Below are 16,316 nucleotides of genomic sequence, written 5' to 3'. Positions count from 1 at the left end.
CTGCGCCCCATGAACCAGAAAATCCTCACCCCCCGCGCCTGGGCCGAGCTCTTCCTGCTCGGCCTGATCTGGGGCGGCGTCTTCCTTGCCGTCCGCGTCACCCTGGACGAACTGCCCTTCGTCACCACCGTGCTGCACCGCACCTTCTGGGCGATGCTGGTGCTCTGGGGCGCGGTGCTCTGGATGCGCCTGCCGATCCCGCGCGACGCGGCCACCTGGGGCGCCTTCCTGGTGATGGGCCTGCTCAACAACGTGATCCCCTTCGCGCTGATGGCCTGGGGCCAGCTGCACATCGAAAGCGGCCTCACCTCGATCCTGAACGCCGCCACGGCGGTCTTCGGGGTCATCGTCGCCGCGCTGGTCTTTGCCGACGAACGCCTGACCCCGCGCCGCGCCATGGGCGTGGCGCTGGGGTTCGGCGGCGTGGTCACCGCCATCGGCCCCGGCGCGCTGGCCAGCTTCGATCTGCGCTCGACCGCACAGCTCGCCGTGCTGGGTGGCACCCTCAGCTATGCGCTCGCCGGTGCCTGGGCGCGCGCGCGGCTGTCGCACCTGCCGCCCCAGCTTGCCGCCGCCGGGATGCTGACCGGCTCCACCCTCGTCCTGCTGCCCGCCGCCCTGCTGATCGACGGCCCGCTCCAGCTCGACCTGCTGCCCCGGACCTGGGCCGCCATCGCCTATATGGCGGTGATCGCCACCGCCGGGGCCTATCTGCTCTACTACCGCGTGCTGCGGATGGCCGGCAGCGGCAACCTGATGCTGGTGACGCTGGTGATCCCGCCCGTCGCCATCGTGCTCGGCGCGCTGGCCCGCGCCGAGGCGCTGCCCCCGCGCGCCTTTGCCGGTTTCGCCCTGCTCGCGCTCGGCCTCCTGCTGCTCAACATCCACCCCCGGCGGCGCTGATTGACCGCGCCCGCGCCCCCCGGTAGCAAGGGCAAAACGGGACAGGTCCAACCATGCTCTACTCATCCGCCGACGACTGGCGCGCGGCCCCGCAGAAACGGGTTCTCCTCTTCGCGATGTCGGGGCTGGGCAAGACGTATCTGTCGAACATGCTGCGCGAGGGCGGCGACTGGTTCCACTATTCCATCGATTACCGCATCGGCACCCGCTACATGGGCGAATACATCGCCGACAACGCCAAGGCCGAGGCGATGAAGGTCCCCTTCCTGCGCGACCTGCTCCTGTCGGATTCGATCTACATCGGCTCGAACCTCACCTTCGCCAACCTCACGCCGGTCTCGGCCTATCTGGGCAAGCCGGGCGATCCCGCCAAGGGCGGCCTGCCGATGGAGGAATACCGCCGCCGCCAGGAACAGTTCCGCCAGTCCGAGATCCACGCCCTGCTCGACACCGCCTATTTCATTGAACGGGCGCAGCGGCTTTACAACTACCCGCATTTCATCTGCGACACCGGCGGCTCGATCTGCGAATGGGTCGACCCTGACGACCCGGCCGACCCGATCCTCTCCGAACTCGACCGGCACACGCTGATGGTCTGGATCGAGGGCACCGAGGCCCATACCCAGGAGCTGATCCGCCGCTTTGACAAGGCGCCCAAGCCGATGGCCTACCAGGCCGAATTCCTCAGCCAGGTCTGGTCCGCCTACCTCGCCGAAAAGGGCTGCACCGAAGCCCAGGTCGACCCCGACGCCTTCATCCGCTGGACCTACGCCAAGGCGCTGGCCCACCGCCAGCCGCGATACGAGGCGATGGCCCGCAACTGGGGCATCACCGTCACCGCCGACGCCGTCGCCCGCGTGCGCACCCCCCAGGACTTCGAAACCCTCATCGCCGAGGCGCTGGAGGCGCGCGCCGCCGCGGCCTGACGCAGCGTTTCCGGACCGCCCCCGGCGCCATCGCGGGCCGCTTCCCTTGGCATCGCGCCGTTCAGGCTCTATCTAGCGCTTTCAGCAACCGGATACGTCACATGCCCATCAAGATCCCTGCCAACCTGCCCGCCTACGATGTCCTCACCCGCGAAGGCGTGATGGTCATGTCGGAAGAGCTGGCCGGCCGTCAGGACATCCGCCCGCTGCGCATCGGCCTGCTGAACCTGATGCCCAAGAAGATCCAGACCGAGACCCAGTTCGCCCGGCTGATCGGCGCGACGCCGCTCCAGATCGAGCTGTCGCTGATCCGCATGACCGAACATCAGGCCCGCAACACCGCCGCCGAGCATATGGAGGAATTCTACCGCCCCTTCGCCGACGTGCAGGCCAGCGGCGAGAAATTCGACGGCCTCATCATCACCGGCGCGCCCATCGAACACCTCGAGTTCGAACAGGTCACCTACTGGGACGAGCTGGTACAGGTCATGGACTGGACCCAGACCCACGTGCATTCCACCTTCGGCGTCTGCTGGGGCGGAATGGCGATGATCTACCATTTCCACGGCGTGAAAAAGCACATGCTCGACGCCAAGGCCTTCGGCTGCTTCCGCCACCGCAACCTCGACCCGGCCTCGCCCTACCTGCGGGGCTTCTCGGACGACTGCGTGATCCCTGTCAGCCGCTGGACCGAGATGCGCCAGGACGAGATCGCCGCCGCGCCGGGGCTCACCACCCTGCTCGGCAGCAACGAGGTCGGCCCCTGTCTGGTGCAGGATCCGGGCCATCGCGCGCTCTATATCTTCAACCACTTCGAATACGACCGCGACACCCTCAAACAGGAATACGACCGCGACATCGCCAACGGCACGCCGATCAACGTGCCGATCAACTACTACCCCGACGACGATCCCTCTCGCCCGCCGCTGAACCGCTGGCGCAGCCACGGGCACCTGCTCTACGGCAACTGGATCAACGAAATTTATCAGTCCACGCCTTTCGACCTGAACCAGATTGGCGCGTAAGTTCCTGACATTCCTGGGCGTCGCCGTCCCTGTGCTGGCCGGCGTCACGCTCTGGGCCGCCGCCCGGCACGAGGCGCGCGCCGAGGCAGAGTATCCGCCCGAGGGGCAGATGCTCGACATCGACGGCGTGCGGGTTCACGCCGTGGTCATGGGCAACGGCCCTGATCTGGTGCTGATCCACGGCGCCAGCGGCTCGACCCGCGACATGACCTTCGCGCTCGCTCCCGCCCTGGCCGAACGCTATCGCGTCATCGTCATCGACCGCCCCGGCCTCGGCTATACCGAACGGCTCAACACCACCGGCGCGACGATCACCCAGCAGGCCGACCTGCTGGCCGAGGCCGCCCGCCGCCTCGGCGCCGACCGCCCGCTGGTGCTGGGCCACAGCTATGGCGGCGCCGTCGCGCTCGCCTGGGCCGTGCACCACCCCGACCGGATCTCGGGCCTGGTTGCCCTCTCCGCCGCCTCGCAGGTCTGGGACGGCTCGCTGCCGCTCTTCTACCACATCACCTCCTCGCGCCTCGGCAGCCTGTTCGTGGTGCCGCTGATCACCGCCTTCGTCCCCGACCGCGTGGTCGAAAACGCGGTGGAAGAGGTCTTTGAACCGCAGCCCGAACCCGAAGGCTATGCCGAGTATTTCGGCCCCTCCCTCACCCTGCGCCGCGTCTCGATGCGCGCCAATGCCGCCCAGCGGTCCAACCTGCTGGAGGAAATCCGCACCCTCCAGCCCCGCTATGGCGAAATCGCCGTGCCCACCGAAATCGTCCACGGCACCGCCGACACCACCGTGGGTCTGCAAATCCACTCCGAGAAGCTGGTCCACCAGATCCCCGGCGCCGTGCTCACCCGTCTGCCCGGCATCGGCCACATGGCGCACCACGCCGCGCAGGCCGAGGTGATCGCCGCCATCGACCGTGTGGCGGCGCGCGCGGGTTTGCGATAACCATCACGTCACCCCATATTGGCCCGAGACGCAGAGGAGCGGCAGCATGGACCTTCCCTTCGGTGGCGCGATCAGCGCCTACTTCGCCAAGGAGGCGCCCAAAGAGGTGCGCGAGGCCATCGAACGCGCCGATGGCGACGACATCCTGAACCCCAGCTTCCCCTATTCCGAAGAGATGAAGCGCAAGGCCTACGAGGCCGAGATGGAGGCGCTCCAGATCGAACTGGCCAAGATGCAGGGCTGGCTCAACACCTCGGGCCAGCGCGTCGTCGTGCTGATGGAGGGCCGCGACGCCGCCGGCAAGGGCAGCACCATCAAGCGGTTCACCGAGAACCTGAACCCCCGCAGCGCCCGCGTCGTCGCCCTGCCCAAACCCACCGAATCCGAGCGCACCCAGTGGTATTTCCAGCGCTACATCGACCATCTGCCCGCGGGCGGTGAAATCGTCTTCTACGACCGTTCGTGGTATAACCGCGGCGTGGTCGAAAAGGTCTTCGGCTTCTCCACCGATGGCGAACGCGAACGCTTCTTCGAACAGGTCGGCCCCTTCGAACACTCGCTGGTCGGCGACGGCATCCGCCTGTTCAAGTTCTGGCTGAACGTCGGGCGCGCCGAACAGCTGCGCCGCTTCATGGACCGCGAGAAGGACCCGCTGAAGCAGTGGAAACTGTCCCAGATCGACGTCGACGGCCTGAAGAAATGGGACGAATACTCCGACGCCATCCGCGACACGCTCAGCCGCAGCCACACCACCACCGCGCCCTGGACGATCATCCGTTCGGATGACAAGCGCCGCGCCCGCCTCGCCGCCATCCGCACCGTGCTGCACGGCCTCGACTACGCCGGCAAGGACAAGAAGGCGCTTGGCCGGATCGACAAATCCATCTGCGGGGGACCGGACCTCTGGGATGGTTAAACGCGGCTACCACCACGGCAATCTGCGGCAGGCGCTGGTCGATGCCGCGCTCGACCTCATCCGCGAGAAGGGGCCGACTGGTTTCACGCTGTCCGAGGCCGCCAAACAGGCCGGCGTCACCCCCGCCGCCGTCTACCGCCATTTCGAGGGGCGCGAGGATCTGATCGCCGAGGCGGCGCTTCAGGGCTACGAGATCTTCGCCGACCTCATGCAATACGCCTATGACAAGGGCCAGCCCTCCGACCTCGCCGCCTTCGAGGCGACGGGCCGCGCCTATCTCGCCTTCGCCCGCAAGCACCCCGGCCATTACATTGCGATGTTCGAAAGCGGCATTTCCGTGAACCGCACCCCCGAACTCGCCGCCGTCGCCCGCCGCGCGTGGGCCGTGCTGGAAAAGGCCGCCGCCGACCTCTCGCGCCATATCCCGCCGGAAAAACGCCCCCCCGCCGCGATGTTCTCGGCCCATATCTGGGCGCTCAGCCATGGCGTGGTCGAACTCTTCGCCCGCAACTCGCCGGGCACGCAAAGCCCCTTTCCCCCCGAAGATCTGCTGGAAACCGGAATCGGGGTCTATCTGCGCGGCCTCGGCCTGATCGCCCCGGATTCCTGATCACGCTTGCGTGATCGCAATACCCGAATTAAGACCTGAGGCGCCCGCTATATTTGGGAGGCCGCATTGGCATATATTCTTTTCGATACGACGTTGATTCGCCGCTCTCGCCTGCGCGAACTCAAGGACCGCGAAATCGCCTGGTTCGATCTCCGCTTTCTCAGGGCGGTTCCCCCGGACAAGCGCAGCAAGTGCCTTGACCTGCTCGACCGCTCCAGCTCGCAGATCCGCCAGGATGTCTTCGCGCTTCAGGCCCTCGACTTCAAGCATGGCGGCTTCTTCGTCGAATTCGGCGCCACCGATGGCAAGGAATTCTCCAATACCCTGCTGATGGAACGCGATTTCGGCTGGACCGGAATACTCGCCGAACCCGCCTCCGTCTGGCACGCGGACCTGCACGCGAACCGCAGGGCCATCATCGACACCCGCTGCGTCTGGAAGACGAGCGGCGACACGGTCGAATTCTCGCACACTCCCCGCGCCGTCAATTCCTCGATCTCGGAATTCGTGCGAACGAGGCGCCGGTTGCGCTCGAAAACCGTCTCGGTCGAAACCGTTTCGCTGAACGACCTGCTGGCCCAGCACGACGCGCCCGAGGTGGTCGATTTCATCTCGATCGACACCGAGGGCAGCGAATTCGACATCCTGAACGCCGTCGATTTCGCCCGCTGGAAGTTCCGCGTCATGACCGTGGAACACAATTACGAACCCCAGCGCGAAAAGGTGCAGGCCCTGCTGACCTCGAAGGGCTATCGCCGCGTCTTCGAAGAGGTTTCGCGCTTCGACGACTGGTATCTGCTCGACGCCTAGGTGCCGCAGAAGGTCGCCGGCACCACCTCTTCGGGCAGGGGAGCGCGCCGAAGATCCGCCGCCTCGGGCGGGTCGTCATAGGGGCGTGCCAGCACCGCGTTGAGCCGGTGGAAGGGCGCGTAATCGCCCTCGACAGCCGCCGCGATCATCTCTTCGATGCGATGGTTGCGCGGGATGACCGCCGGGTTCGACCGCCGTATCAGCCCCACGGCATCCGCCTCGCCGGCGATCCGCGCCCGCCAGCCCTCGGCCCAGGCATCATAGGCCGCCGGATCGGTGAACTGATCGCGCGCCGTGCCCTCCGCCAGGGCGCGGAAGGTATTGGTGAAATCGGCCTGGTTTTCGGCCATCCGCACCAGCAGATCGCTCACCAGCCCGGCGTCCGCCTCCTGCGCCTCGGCAATCCCGATCTTGGCCGCAAACCGCCGCAGCCAGGCCCGATGGATCATGCCCGGCATCGCATGCACGATCTCCGAGGCCTCCTCCACCACAGTCTGCGGATCCTCATATTGCTGGATCAGCGCCGTGGCGAGCTGCGCGAGGTTCCACACCGCAATGTCCGGCTGGTTCGCATAGGCATAGCGCCCGCCCCGGTCGATAGATGAAAACACCGTCTCGGGATGGTAGACGTCCAGAAAGGCGCAAGGGCCGTAATCGATCGTCTCGCCCGAGATCGAGGAATTGTCGGTGTTCATCACCCCGTGGATGAACCCCACCGACAGCCAGGCGGCGATCAGCTCGGCCTGCGCATCGCGCACCGCCGCCAGCAATCCCATCGGCCCCTCGGCCCCGGGGTAATGGCGCGCGATGGCGAATTCCGTCAGCCGCTTCAGGCTGCCCACATCACGCCGCGCCGCAAAGACCTGGAAGGTGCCCACGCGCAGGTGGCTGCGCGCGACCCGCGTCAGCACGGCGCCCGGCAGAACGCTTTCGCGCCAGACCTCCTCGCCCGTCTCGACCGCCGCCAGCGCCCGCGTCGTCGGGATCCCCAGCGCGTGCATCGCCTCGCTCACGACATATTCGCGCAGCACCGGCCCCAGCCAGGCCCGCCCGTCGCCGCCCCGGCTGAATGGAGTCCGCCCCGCTCCCTTCAGCTGGATATCGCGCCGCACGCCATCGGTGCCCACCACCTCGCCCAGCAGGATCGCCCGCCCGTCGCCCAGCTGCGGATTGTACTGCCCGAACTGATGCCCCGAATAAAGCTGCGCCAGCGGCTCGGCCCCCTCGGGCACGAGGTTCCCTGCAAAGACCCCGGCAAACTCCGCCTCCGCCACCTCGGGCAGGCCCAGCAGTGCCGCCAGCGCGCCGTTCCACGCCACCAGCCGCGGCGCCTTCACCGGATGCGGCTTCTGCGCGGCATAGAACCCCGCCGGCAGGCGGGCAAAGGAATTGTCGAAGGGGATATGCAGGCTCATGCCCCCAACATAGACACGCGCCCCGCGAATGCCAGAGGGCGCGGCACGGCGACGTTCTGCAAAGAGAAGCAGCCACCGGGGGATTTCCAGATCCGGGGCCCCGCGCTAGGCTCCCCGCCATGACAGCCGATCAAATCATCGCCCGCCTGAACCTCGCCCCGCACCCCGAAGGCGGCCACTATCGCCAGACCTGGGCCGCCACGAATGACGGCCGCCCCAGCGGCACCTGCATCTACTTCCTGCTGAAGGGGGGCGAGCGCAGCCACTGGCACCGCGTCGACGCCACCGAGATCTGGCTCTGGCACGCCGGCGGGCCGCTGGTCCTGTCGCTCAGCGCAACCGAGGCCGGCCCGGCCGCCGATCACCTGCTGACCCCCGATCTCACGCAGGGCGAACCCCAGATCATCGTGCCCGAACACCACTGGCAATCGGCCCGACCGACCGGCGACTACACCCTCGTCAGCTGCACCGTCTCGCCCGGATTCCGCTTTGACGGCTTCACCCTCGCGCCGCCCGGCTTCGACATCCCGCGCGCGCCCTAGGCCCGCACGTCCTCGCGCAGGTAGAGCACGTCGCCATGCCGTGGCACCTGCACATACCAGTGCGAGGCCAGGCGGAACCCCATCGCCTTCATATGTGCGTCGATCTGCGGGAAGGCCGCGCCGCCCTGGTACATCACATGGCGCGACACCTCGCATTTACACATCGAGAAGTCGCGCAGCCCGTCGCCCAGCCCGGTCAGCACCGAATATTCGTGCCCCTGCACGTCCAGCACCAGCATCGACCGGCCCGACCCCGGCACGTCGATCCCGTGCCGCGCAAGGATCTCGGGCAGCGACCGGCTCACCAGCTCCAGCACCTCGCCGCTCTCGCCCGACTCAGGGAAGCGCTCGGCCATCGCCTCGCTCGCCCGGTGCACCGACGAAGACGACCCGTCGCCCTTGAACCGGTGAAAGCTCATCGACTCCCCGCCGCTCGCCGAGACCAGCGCGCATTCGGTCAGATGCCGCGTCGGCCCCCGCCGTGCCGCCATCTCGCGCGCCAGCCGCGCATACGTCTCGGGATCGGCCTCGATCCACAGCACCGTGCGCGCCCCGCAGGCCTCGTAGAACGCCGCATCCTCGCCCCAATGCGCGCCGACATGCACGATCAGCTCGACCGGCGCCAGCCGCTCCATCAGCAGCTCATAGCGCGAGGCGCGGAAATACTTGCGCCAGCGCTTCGGCATCACCCGTTTCGCCGCCCGTTCCACACCCTTGAAAATCCGCATCCCGCTCTCCCGCCTGCCCGATCTGCTTACCAGCCCCCCGAGGCCAAGAAAAGCCGCCGGGCGCCTCGTCCCGTGACGCTACGGAATTTCCCCGATCCCCGGATGCCAGGCTTCCCCGCCCGCCCCCGCGCCGCTAGCCTTCCCGGCAAACGGAGGCTCCCATGACCGCAGCACACCCACCCCAGGACCTGCTCACCCAGGCCGAAATCCTGAAACTCTCCGGCATGGAGTTCATGACCGGCATCCTCGAAGGCCGACTGCCGGGGCCCCCCATCGGCCGCACGCTCGGCTATGAGCTGCACGAGGTCGCCGACGGCCGCGTCACCTTCCGCGGCGCGCCCAGCTTCGATTTCACCAACCCGCTCGGCACCGTGCACGGCGGCTGGTACGGCACCCTGCTCGACAGCGCCATGGCCTGCGCGGTGATGACCCGCGTGCCCCGCGGCTCGGTCTACACAACGCTCGAATACAAGATCAACATCCTCCGCCCGATCCCCCTCGGCATGCTGATCGACTGCACCGGCGAGGTCGACCACTCCGGCCGCTCCTCCGGCGTCGCCCACGGCGAGATCCGCGGCGTCGAGGACGGCAAGCTCTACGCGACCGGGTCGACCACGTGTATCATTATGAAGATGGGGTGAGGGGGGGAGGCGTCTGCTATTGCCTGGCGTTGGTTTTAGCTGCGGCGAGATTGCTGTTTGACGTTTTGGGCGGATTCCCGACCTTCTCTGCACTTGGGAACTCGACCTTGCCAGATCAAGGAAGCGGCCATTCCGCCCAGATCACTCACCCGAACTATGGTCGACCCACAAGGGGGGAGGCGGAGAGCGGAAGTTCGGTGTTGAGCGGTTCACGTTTCCACCTATGCAAGATAGAAAGCGGGGCCTATCACCTCATTCCAGATCTGACTTCCGACACGGCCGCATGAACCGTCGGCGTTGATATCTTCGAGCGTACCGTCGGACATGTTTGCTGCTGTCGGGACATACCTGGCGGAAAGTTGGTCAATAACTGTCTCAGTGGCGGGGAATGTTTTGCCAAACGCCCGCAAATTGGGCTCCATCTCATGGATAATGTTTACTGGTAGTGATCCACGTTGCATGATCACGTCTGTTCGCATTCTGGCACTTATCACGTCAATAGGTGTCGGTTTTGTCATTTGGCCAACATCATCTAGGATGATTGACGGAATGTATGGGTAGATCTCATCGCCTGACCACCGCTGCCTCTTAATAGAAGCATCCACGACAAAGAATGGGGGCGCGCAGACCCAAGAGTGACCAAGCGCAGCACCCTCAAAATCCCGATAGTCAACTGTGTGCAGTCCGCGCCAAATGCCTTGGCTTTTCACCTCGAAAGTCGAACTGCCGACGATGCCGACAGACCAGACGCCGAGCCGCGCCAGACTCTTGGTCAGAAGCGAACATGCCATCTGGCACGACCCTTCGAGCCTATCTTCTTCCAACACGTCGGCGATCAACTGCGCCAAGCGCGGAACGGTTTGCCGGACATGGGCCTCATAGTCTACGTCACGGGGGCGCAGCATGACCCATTTGGCGTAATCCTCTAACAATGCGGGCTTGTGCTTCTCTGCAGCAAGAAATGTCGGATGATCGACAAATCCGAAATCTGAAGTGTCGAAGCCTGCATCTTGGAACAGTTGATTGATCTTCTTAAACTGTTGCGCATGACTATTCTTTTTTCGCTTTGCCTCACCCATTCCCGTCCCCTTTGGTTTCTATTCTCCTTCCAAGATGACTGTACTTTTGTTCTTTTCAGCAGGAAAATCATACTGTCCTCCGCTGTGGCCCCACAAGAAAATCTTGTCGGTCCGATGCGGCTCTGACCAAATTCGGTGTTGGACACCCCAAGCTCCTGGAGTTCCTCTGCGCAGCTCGCTTTGGTCTCTGGCATTGGAGTAGCACCCCGAAAATGGTCCACCAACCGGGATAGTTTCATCCGGGCCTTCAAAGTCGAACGGATATTAAATTGCGCTCTCGCAGCGAATGGCAGGTTCGACGGGCCGCAATGCAGCATGTTGAGACCAGGTTGAGTGACCGCAATGGGCCGGGACCTTCTCATCCTCAAACAGAACGAAGATAGAATGCCGGATCCATACCAGTTTCTATGCATCGAATAACCAAGGAAACCGACGCCTTCGCGGCAGTCTCCGAACACGACTGACCTGCGTACCGTCGCATGGAGGTTCTCACCCACCAGTGCCAGCCGCCGTCTTGCAGTCGCGCAAGGCCGCCCTCGAAGCCAGCGTAGGATAGCCGGGGATCTTTACTGTGCTTCTTCCAAGCTATTTCTGCCATGCTCTCCTCGCACACAAGCAATCCTGGCGCTGACTTGCTTCAATTCTAAATAGGAGTTCAGCTCAAGGCTAGCGCAATGAAAGTGCTAGCTTATCTAGAATCGGCACCAAAAGACGATCCCGCCATTCAGTTTCTGATCTGAACCTCTGCTGACATCGACGCACAACTTGTGCTCAGAGCCAAGCACCGCATGACCGGTGAAGAACGGATCCGCGAAGTTGTCTGGCGAGTCTTGGAACACCTGAAAGCCTCGTGCAACAGCAATGGGCTGGGATCGGTCATCAACCGCGCCAGGACGAAGGTCCGCTCCGGGCCGATCGCCCTGCGGACCGCTCTCACCAAGGCGTGGAGCCTGCCGCGCCGTCGCAGGTCTGCTCCGAGTCTCTAGTATCTTCTATCTTCGCTCACGTTTTGTGAGACTGCGAATGTCCGGACCCCGTCTGACACCGGTCATCCGCTGCGCTTCTCTCGAAGGTCGGCTTAGGGCCGATACCCGCCCCCCCTCCCCCCCCTAAAACCACCTCCACGCCACCCAAACCCGCCCTTCATCCGGCCCCACATCGCCCCCCCCCGGCCGTCCCCCGCGACCCCGCCGCCGCACCACCCCGCCCCCTCAGCCCAGCGTAGAGTACGGATCAAACTCGGCCAGCACCTTGCGCCCCGCGTCCAGCCGCACGCTTTCGTGCAGCCGCTCGCTGCGGTCGCGGCCCACCACGCGGGGGCGGCGCAGCAGGAACATCTTGCTCCACGACCGCCAGGTGCCGACCGAGGGCGCGTTGACATCCGTGTAGAACCGCGCGCGCCAGCCGTCGGGCAGCGGCAGCCCGCAGTCCTCGGCCTTCTCCAGCATCCAGACCAGCGGGATATTGGCCAGCGGCCGCGCCGCCTCGAACCCGTCCAGCTGGCCGCCGATGTCGGAATGCACGCCGCGGAACCAGACCTGCTCCACCCGCCCCGGCCAGACCGCCGGACAGGACCACATCACCGGCGCATAGACCTCGCGCGTCTCGTCCAGCGCCAGCGCGTGAAAGCCGTTGCGCACCGATCGGCCCAGCTCATGGTTGTGGAACCCGTGCTGCGCCTCGGCCCGCTTCCACAGGAAGGGCAGCCGCATCCCCAGCGCCTTCACCGTGTCCCAGACGCCGACCATCTCGATCGGCAGCACCTGATGGCAATAGCGCCGGGCAAAGGCGCGCGCCGCCGCGCTCTCGGGGGTCAGCTCGTAATGGCGATAGGCGGTGCGGATGTTGCGCTCGGTCGCGTGCTCGGCCTTCAGCAGGCCCACCATGTCGATCACCCCCGCCAGCGAGCGCACGGCGAAGGCGCCACGGGAATAGCCCATCAGAAACACCTTGTCGCCCGGCCGATAGCGCGAGGCGAGATAGCCATAGGCGCGCCGGATCTGCCGGTTGATCCCGCGCCCCATCATCACGTCGAGCGAGGAGCGCCAGCTTTGCCACTGCACGCCGCTCTCGTAATAGACCGAGACATCGGCGCCCATCTGCGCGCACAGGCGATAGGTCACGCCGGCGTTGGTCTCGAACCCCTGCTCCAGCGACGACAGGGTACCGTCCAGGATGATGACGTGGCTGCGCGGCCCGCGCAGGCGCCGCTCCGGAGAATGCGCGCTGCGCAGCGGCCGGCGGAACCAGCCGAACAGGCGTTCACTCAGCCGCGACAGCACCATCGTGCAAGAGACTCCAAACCTTCAGCGGCGTCAGCGGCATGTCCACCTGGCGCACGCCCGCCGCCCACAGCGCATCCTGCACCGCATTGGCCACCGCGGCCAGCGCGCCGACCGTCCCGGCCTCGCCACAGCCCTTCATGCCCATCGGGTTCGCGGTCGACGGCACCGGCTCCGGGCTGAAGTCGATCATCGGCACATCGCTCGCCCGCGGCACCCCGTAGTCCATGAAACTCGCGGTCAAAAGCTGGCCGTCCTCGTCGAACACCACATGCTCGCTCAGCGCCTGGCCGATGCCCTGCACGACGCCGCCATGTACCTGACCTTCGGCCAGCATCGGGTTGATCAGGTTGCCGAAATCGTCGACCACAGTATAGCGCTCGACCACCGTCGCGCCGGTGTCGGGATCGACCGAGACCTCGGCGATATGCACCCCGTTGGGATAGGACCGGCCCGGCAGCGTCGCCCGCGCCTCATGCGTCAGCAGGTCGGTCCGCCCGTCGGCGCGCGCCATCTCGGCCGCCTCCATCATCGTCGGGCGCAGATTCGACCCCGGCGCGCGGAAGCCATCCTCGTCAAAGGCGATCTCCGACTCATCCACGCCCATCTTCTCGGCCAGATACGGCGTGAAGGCCTCCACCATCTTGCTCACCGTCGCCAGCGTCGCGTTGCTCTGCGTGGTGACCGAACGCGAGCCGCCGGTGCCCCCGCCCTGGGCGATCAGGTCGCTGTCGCCCTGCACCACGGTGATCAGATGCGCGGGAATGCCGGTCTGATCCGCCAGGAACTGCGCATAGACCGTCTCGTGGCCCTGCCCGTTCGACTGCGTGCCGACAAAGATGCTCACCGTGCCATCCTCGTGGAACTCCACCCGCGCGCCCTCGGAAGGATCGCCCAGAATGCTTTCGATATAGTAACTGACGCCGCGCCCGCGCAGCAGGCCCTTGTCCGCATCCGCCGCGGCGCGGGCCTCGAACCCGTCCCAGTCGGCCTGCGCCGCGCCCTTGTTCATCACCCGCGCGAATTCGCCCACGTCATAGGTCTCGCCCGTGGCCGAGACATAGGGAAACTTGTCCGGCGCGATGAAGTTGATCCGGCGCAGTTCCAGCGGATCGACGCCCAGCTCGCGCGCCGCCCGGTCCATCAGCCGCTCCAGCACATAGATCGCCTCGGGCCGCCCGGCGCCGCGATAGGCATCGACCTGCGTCGTGTTGGTGTAGAAGGCCTGGGTGTTCAGCCAGACGGTCTGCACGTCATAGGTGCCCATCAGCACCCGGCTGAACAGCATCGACTGAATCGCCTGCCCGAACTGGCTGTTGTAGGCGCCCATGTTGGCGCGGTTCTTCACCCGATAGGCGGTGATGCGGTTGTTCTCGTCAAAGGCCATCTCGGCCAGCGAGACCAGATCGCGCCCCGAGTTGTCGCTCAGCATCGCCTCGGTCCGGTCGGCCATCCAGCGCACCGGCACCCCCGCCGCCCGCGCGGCCTGGGCCACCGAGTAATACTCGGGATAGGCAAAGGATTTCATGCCAAACCCGCCGCCCACATCCGGGTTGGTGATGCGGATGTTCTCCTTGTCCAGCTTGAAGGCGCCGCCCAGGATGCCCTTCATCCCCCAGACGCCCTGCCCGCCAAAGCAGAAATGCAGTTTGCCGCCGGTCCATTCGGCATAGCAGCCGCGCGGCTCCATCGAGTTCGCGATAATCCGGTTGTCGCCGATCTCCAGGCTCACCGTTTTCACCGCCGCCGCAAAGGCCGCCTCGGTCGCCGCCTCGTCGCCGACGCCGAAGTCATAGGCCATGTTGTCCGGCGCCTCGGGATGGATCGTCTCGCCGCCCGGCCCGATGTCCAGCTTGGCCGCAAGGTCGGTATAATCCAGCTCGATCAGCTCGGCCGCGTCCTTGGCCTGCTCCAGCGTCTCGGCCACGATGCAGGCCACCGGCTCGCCCACATGGCGCAGCCGCCCCTTGGCCAGCGCCGGCCGCTGCGGCGCCGCCCCCTTGGAGCCATCCCGGTTCGGCATCTGCATCCCCGGCAGGCCGATGTCGATCCCCGCCGCTTCCAGATCCTCATGGGTCAGCACCAGCCGCACCCCCTCGGCCTCGCACGCCGCTGAAACGTCCAGCGTGGTGATCTCGGCATGGGCCACCGGGCTGCGCAGGAAATAGGCGAACAGCGCGCCCTCGGGGGCGATATCATCCACATACCGGCCCTGCCCGGTCAGGAACCGCGTATCCTCGACCCGCTTGACCGGCTGACTTTTCCCGAACTTTTCCATGCTGGCTTCCCATTCCCTGCTTCGCTGCGGACACTACCGCCCAAGGCGCGGATGTCCAGCACCTGCCGCACCTGTCTGAGCTTTTGCCGGAACCTACCAGCGCAGCAACCCCAGCTTCCGGAACACGTAGATCTGCACCGCCAGGATCGCCGCCAGCAGCCCGCAGACCGCCCAGAAGGCCCAGGGCTCCTCCGCCCCCGGCACCCCGCCGACGTTGATGCCCAGCAGCCCGGTCAGCAGCCCCAGCGGCAGGAAGATCGCTGCCACCACCGACAGGATCAGCATCTGCCGGTTGGCCACCTCGGCACGCATCTCCAGCACCTGGTCATGCACCACCTCGGCCCGGTCGCGGATCGAATCCAGATCCTCGGCCAGCCGCGTCACCCGCTCGGTCGCCTCGCGGATGCGCGAGCGCGCGGCCGGCGTCAGCCAGTCCACGTCCTCGATCCCCAGCGTCGAGAGCGCATCGCGCAGCGGGAACATGAACCGCCGCAGGATGATCGACACCCGCCGGATCTCGCCCACCTCGCCGCGCATCCGCTGATGGTGCTCCGCCTCGAACCCGTCCTCCAGATCGTCGATCCGCTCGTTCAGCTCGGCCACCACCGGCTCGGCCCGGTCCGCCAGCCGCAGCGCCAGCCGCGCCACCAGCTCGCCCGGATCGCCCGGCGCCTTCATCCGCGCGCAGCCATCGATCACGTCCTGCACCGCCTTCACCTGACGCCGCTGCACGCTGATCACCAGATCGCCGGTCACCCACAGCCGAAGCGAGACCATGTCCTCGGGCTGCGCGCCCTCCGACAGGTTCACCCCCCGCATGTTCATCAGCACGCCGTCCTCGTAAACCGTGCAGCGCGGCCGCGTCTCGGCCGCGTCCAGCGCATCGCGCACCACCCCGTCCAGCCCCGCGCTGCTCAGCCAGTCCTCCTCCTCCGGCCCGGGCCGCGCGAAATGCAGCCAGACGAACCCGGGGCCTGCCTGGCGCATCTCCTCCACTGTCCGCCCCTCCGGCACGATCGCCTCCGCCCCGCCCCGGCCGTCCATCCGAAAGCCCGCAACCAACGCCATCCGCCGCACTCCCTTGCCCGTTCGCCCCCAATCTGCGCCAGCCGCAGTGGCTTTGCCACGCCGAAATGGCGCTGCCCCGGTCAGCTTGGCCTTTCCCTCGCACCCCGCTTTCGCTAGACGAGGCGGGACAGTTTTCGCGGGACCAAGACG

The 16,316-nt window shown here is 66.2% G+C and carries 15 protein-coding genes; 9 read left to right on the top strand and 6 right to left on the bottom strand.

The window, feature by feature from the left end; all coding sequences use genetic code 11:
• The first annotated feature begins 9 nt into the window (after positions 1-9).
• From ACFO5X_RS24510 to ACFO5X_RS24480, 7 genes are all read left to right on the top strand, one after another.
• Entirely contained in the window at positions 10-903 is an 894-nt protein-coding gene (locus ACFO5X_RS24510) for a DMT family transporter (protein WP_380722578.1), read from the top strand.
• Positions 904-956: 53 nt separating this feature from the next.
• On the top strand, positions 957-1,829 hold the full coding sequence (locus ACFO5X_RS24505; protein WP_380722575.1) for an ATPase: 873 nt from the start codon (positions 957-959) through the stop codon (positions 1,827-1,829).
• Positions 1,830-1,930: 101 nt separating this feature from the next.
• Entirely contained in the window at positions 1,931-2,854 is a 924-nt protein-coding gene (gene metA, locus ACFO5X_RS24500) for a homoserine O-acetyltransferase MetA (RefSeq protein WP_380722572.1), read from the top strand.
• On the top strand, positions 2,844-3,797 hold the full coding sequence (locus ACFO5X_RS24495) for an alpha/beta fold hydrolase (RefSeq protein WP_380722570.1): 954 nt from the start codon (positions 2,844-2,846) through the stop codon (positions 3,795-3,797). The genes metA and ACFO5X_RS24495 overlap by 11 nt, the downstream gene beginning before the upstream one ends.
• Before the next feature lie 46 nt (positions 3,798-3,843).
• Complete coding sequence (gene ppk2, locus ACFO5X_RS24490; protein ID WP_380722568.1) at positions 3,844-4,713, top strand: polyphosphate kinase 2; 870 nt, start codon at positions 3,844-3,846, stop codon at positions 4,711-4,713.
• Positions 4,706-5,323 carry a TetR/AcrR family transcriptional regulator gene (locus ACFO5X_RS24485; RefSeq protein WP_380722566.1) on the top strand — a complete coding sequence of 206 codons (618 nt, stop codon included), beginning with the start codon at positions 4,706-4,708 and terminating at the stop codon, positions 5,321-5,323. Before ppk2 ends, ACFO5X_RS24485 begins: the two co-directional genes overlap by 8 nt.
• A gap of 66 nt (positions 5,324-5,389) precedes the next feature.
• On the top strand, positions 5,390-6,133 hold the full coding sequence (locus tag ACFO5X_RS24480) for an FkbM family methyltransferase (protein WP_380722564.1): 744 nt from the start codon (positions 5,390-5,392) through the stop codon (positions 6,131-6,133).
• On the opposite strand, the gene ACFO5X_RS24475 is transcribed toward ACFO5X_RS24480, so the two are convergent.
• The gene (locus tag ACFO5X_RS24475; RefSeq protein ID WP_380722562.1) at positions 6,130-7,548 is read right to left on the bottom strand and encodes a protein adenylyltransferase SelO; all 1,419 of its coding nucleotides are present in this window, start codon (positions 7,546-7,548) and stop codon (positions 6,130-6,132) included. The genes ACFO5X_RS24480 and ACFO5X_RS24475 overlap by 4 nt on opposite strands.
• A gap of 119 nt (positions 7,549-7,667) precedes the next feature.
• On the opposite strand from ACFO5X_RS24475, the gene ACFO5X_RS24470 reads away from it, so the two are divergent.
• On the top strand, positions 7,668-8,090 hold the full coding sequence (locus ACFO5X_RS24470; RefSeq protein ID WP_380722560.1) for a cupin domain-containing protein: 423 nt from the start codon (positions 7,668-7,670) through the stop codon (positions 8,088-8,090).
• Here the strand turns inward: ACFO5X_RS24470 and ACFO5X_RS24465 are convergent.
• The gene (locus ACFO5X_RS24465; protein ID WP_380722558.1) at positions 8,087-8,818 is read right to left on the bottom strand and encodes an FkbM family methyltransferase; all 732 of its coding nucleotides are present in this window, start codon (positions 8,816-8,818) and stop codon (positions 8,087-8,089) included. The two genes, ACFO5X_RS24470 and ACFO5X_RS24465, sit on opposite strands and share 4 nt — an antisense overlap.
• Positions 8,819-8,979: 161 nt before the next feature.
• On the opposite strand from ACFO5X_RS24465, the gene ACFO5X_RS24460 reads away from it, so the two are divergent.
• Positions 8,980-9,459: a PaaI family thioesterase gene (locus ACFO5X_RS24460; RefSeq protein WP_380722556.1), complete on the top strand. Its 480-nt coding sequence runs from the start codon at positions 8,980-8,982 to the stop codon at positions 9,457-9,459.
• 221 nt (positions 9,460-9,680) lie between these two features.
• Here ACFO5X_RS24460 and ACFO5X_RS24455 read toward each other — a convergent pair whose 3' ends face one another.
• The 4 genes from ACFO5X_RS24455 to ACFO5X_RS24440 all read right to left on the bottom strand — a co-directional run bounded on the left by ACFO5X_RS24455 (position 9,681) and on the right by ACFO5X_RS24440 (position 16,166).
• On the bottom strand, positions 9,681-10,538 hold the full coding sequence (locus ACFO5X_RS24455) for a hypothetical protein (protein WP_380722554.1): 858 nt from the start codon (positions 10,536-10,538) through the stop codon (positions 9,681-9,683).
• 1,211 nt (positions 10,539-11,749) lie between these two features.
• A complete protein-coding gene (locus ACFO5X_RS24450) occupies positions 11,750-12,823 on the bottom strand; it encodes a DUF2235 domain-containing protein (RefSeq protein ID WP_380722552.1) in 1,074 nt (357 codons plus the stop codon).
• Positions 12,801-15,098 (bottom strand): xanthine dehydrogenase family protein molybdopterin-binding subunit, encoded by a 2,298-nt coding sequence (locus ACFO5X_RS24445; RefSeq protein WP_380722550.1) that lies wholly within the window; start codon positions 15,096-15,098, stop codon positions 12,801-12,803. Before ACFO5X_RS24445 ends, ACFO5X_RS24450 begins: the two co-directional genes overlap by 23 nt.
• A gap of 93 nt (positions 15,099-15,191) precedes the next feature.
• A complete protein-coding gene (locus ACFO5X_RS24440; RefSeq protein ID WP_380722548.1) occupies positions 15,192-16,166 on the bottom strand; it encodes a zinc transporter ZntB in 975 nt (324 codons plus the stop codon).
• Between the last annotated feature and the right edge of the window lie 150 nt (positions 16,167-16,316).

Origin of the sequence: Seohaeicola nanhaiensis, from assembly GCF_042654245.1 — a bacterium.
Lineage (GTDB): Bacteria > Pseudomonadota > Alphaproteobacteria > Rhodobacterales > Rhodobacteraceae > Seohaeicola_A > Seohaeicola_A nanhaiensis.
This window is presented reverse-complemented; position numbering and strand designations above follow the sequence as displayed.

Excerpts from the sequence above, each read along its gene's own strand:
- ACFO5X_RS24510 (WP_380722578.1), top strand. The coding sequence starts at position 10 with ATGAACCAGAAAATCCTCACCCCCCGCGCCTGGGCCGAGCTCTTCCTG.
- ACFO5X_RS24505 (WP_380722575.1), top strand. The coding sequence starts at position 957 with ATGCTCTACTCATCCGCCGACGACTGGCGCGCGGCCCCGCAGAAACGG.
- metA (WP_380722572.1), top strand. The coding sequence starts at position 1,931 with ATGCCCATCAAGATCCCTGCCAACCTGCCCGCCTACGATGTCCTCACC.
- ppk2 (WP_380722568.1), top strand. The coding sequence starts at position 3,844 with ATGGACCTTCCCTTCGGTGGCGCGATCAGCGCCTACTTCGCCAAGGAG.
- ACFO5X_RS24485 (WP_380722566.1), top strand. The coding sequence starts at position 4,706 with ATGGTTAAACGCGGCTACCACCACGGCAATCTGCGGCAGGCGCTGGTC.
- ACFO5X_RS24475 (WP_380722562.1), bottom strand. The coding sequence starts at position 7,548 with ATGAGCCTGCATATCCCCTTCGACAATTCCTTTGCCCGCCTGCCGGCG.
- ACFO5X_RS24470 (WP_380722560.1), top strand. The coding sequence starts at position 7,668 with ATGACAGCCGATCAAATCATCGCCCGCCTGAACCTCGCCCCGCACCCC.
- ACFO5X_RS24465 (WP_380722558.1), bottom strand. The coding sequence starts at position 8,818 with ATGCGGATTTTCAAGGGTGTGGAACGGGCGGCGAAACGGGTGATGCCG.
- ACFO5X_RS24460 (WP_380722556.1), top strand. The coding sequence starts at position 8,980 with ATGACCGCAGCACACCCACCCCAGGACCTGCTCACCCAGGCCGAAATC.
- ACFO5X_RS24455 (WP_380722554.1), bottom strand. The coding sequence starts at position 10,538 with ATGGGTGAGGCAAAGCGAAAAAAGAATAGTCATGCGCAACAGTTTAAG.
- ACFO5X_RS24450 (WP_380722552.1), bottom strand. The coding sequence starts at position 12,823 with ATGGTGCTGTCGCGGCTGAGTGAACGCCTGTTCGGCTGGTTCCGCCGG.
- ACFO5X_RS24445 (WP_380722550.1), bottom strand. The coding sequence starts at position 15,098 with ATGGAAAAGTTCGGGAAAAGTCAGCCGGTCAAGCGGGTCGAGGATACG.
- ACFO5X_RS24440 (WP_380722548.1), bottom strand. The coding sequence starts at position 16,166 with ATGGCGTTGGTTGCGGGCTTTCGGATGGACGGCCGGGGCGGGGCGGAG.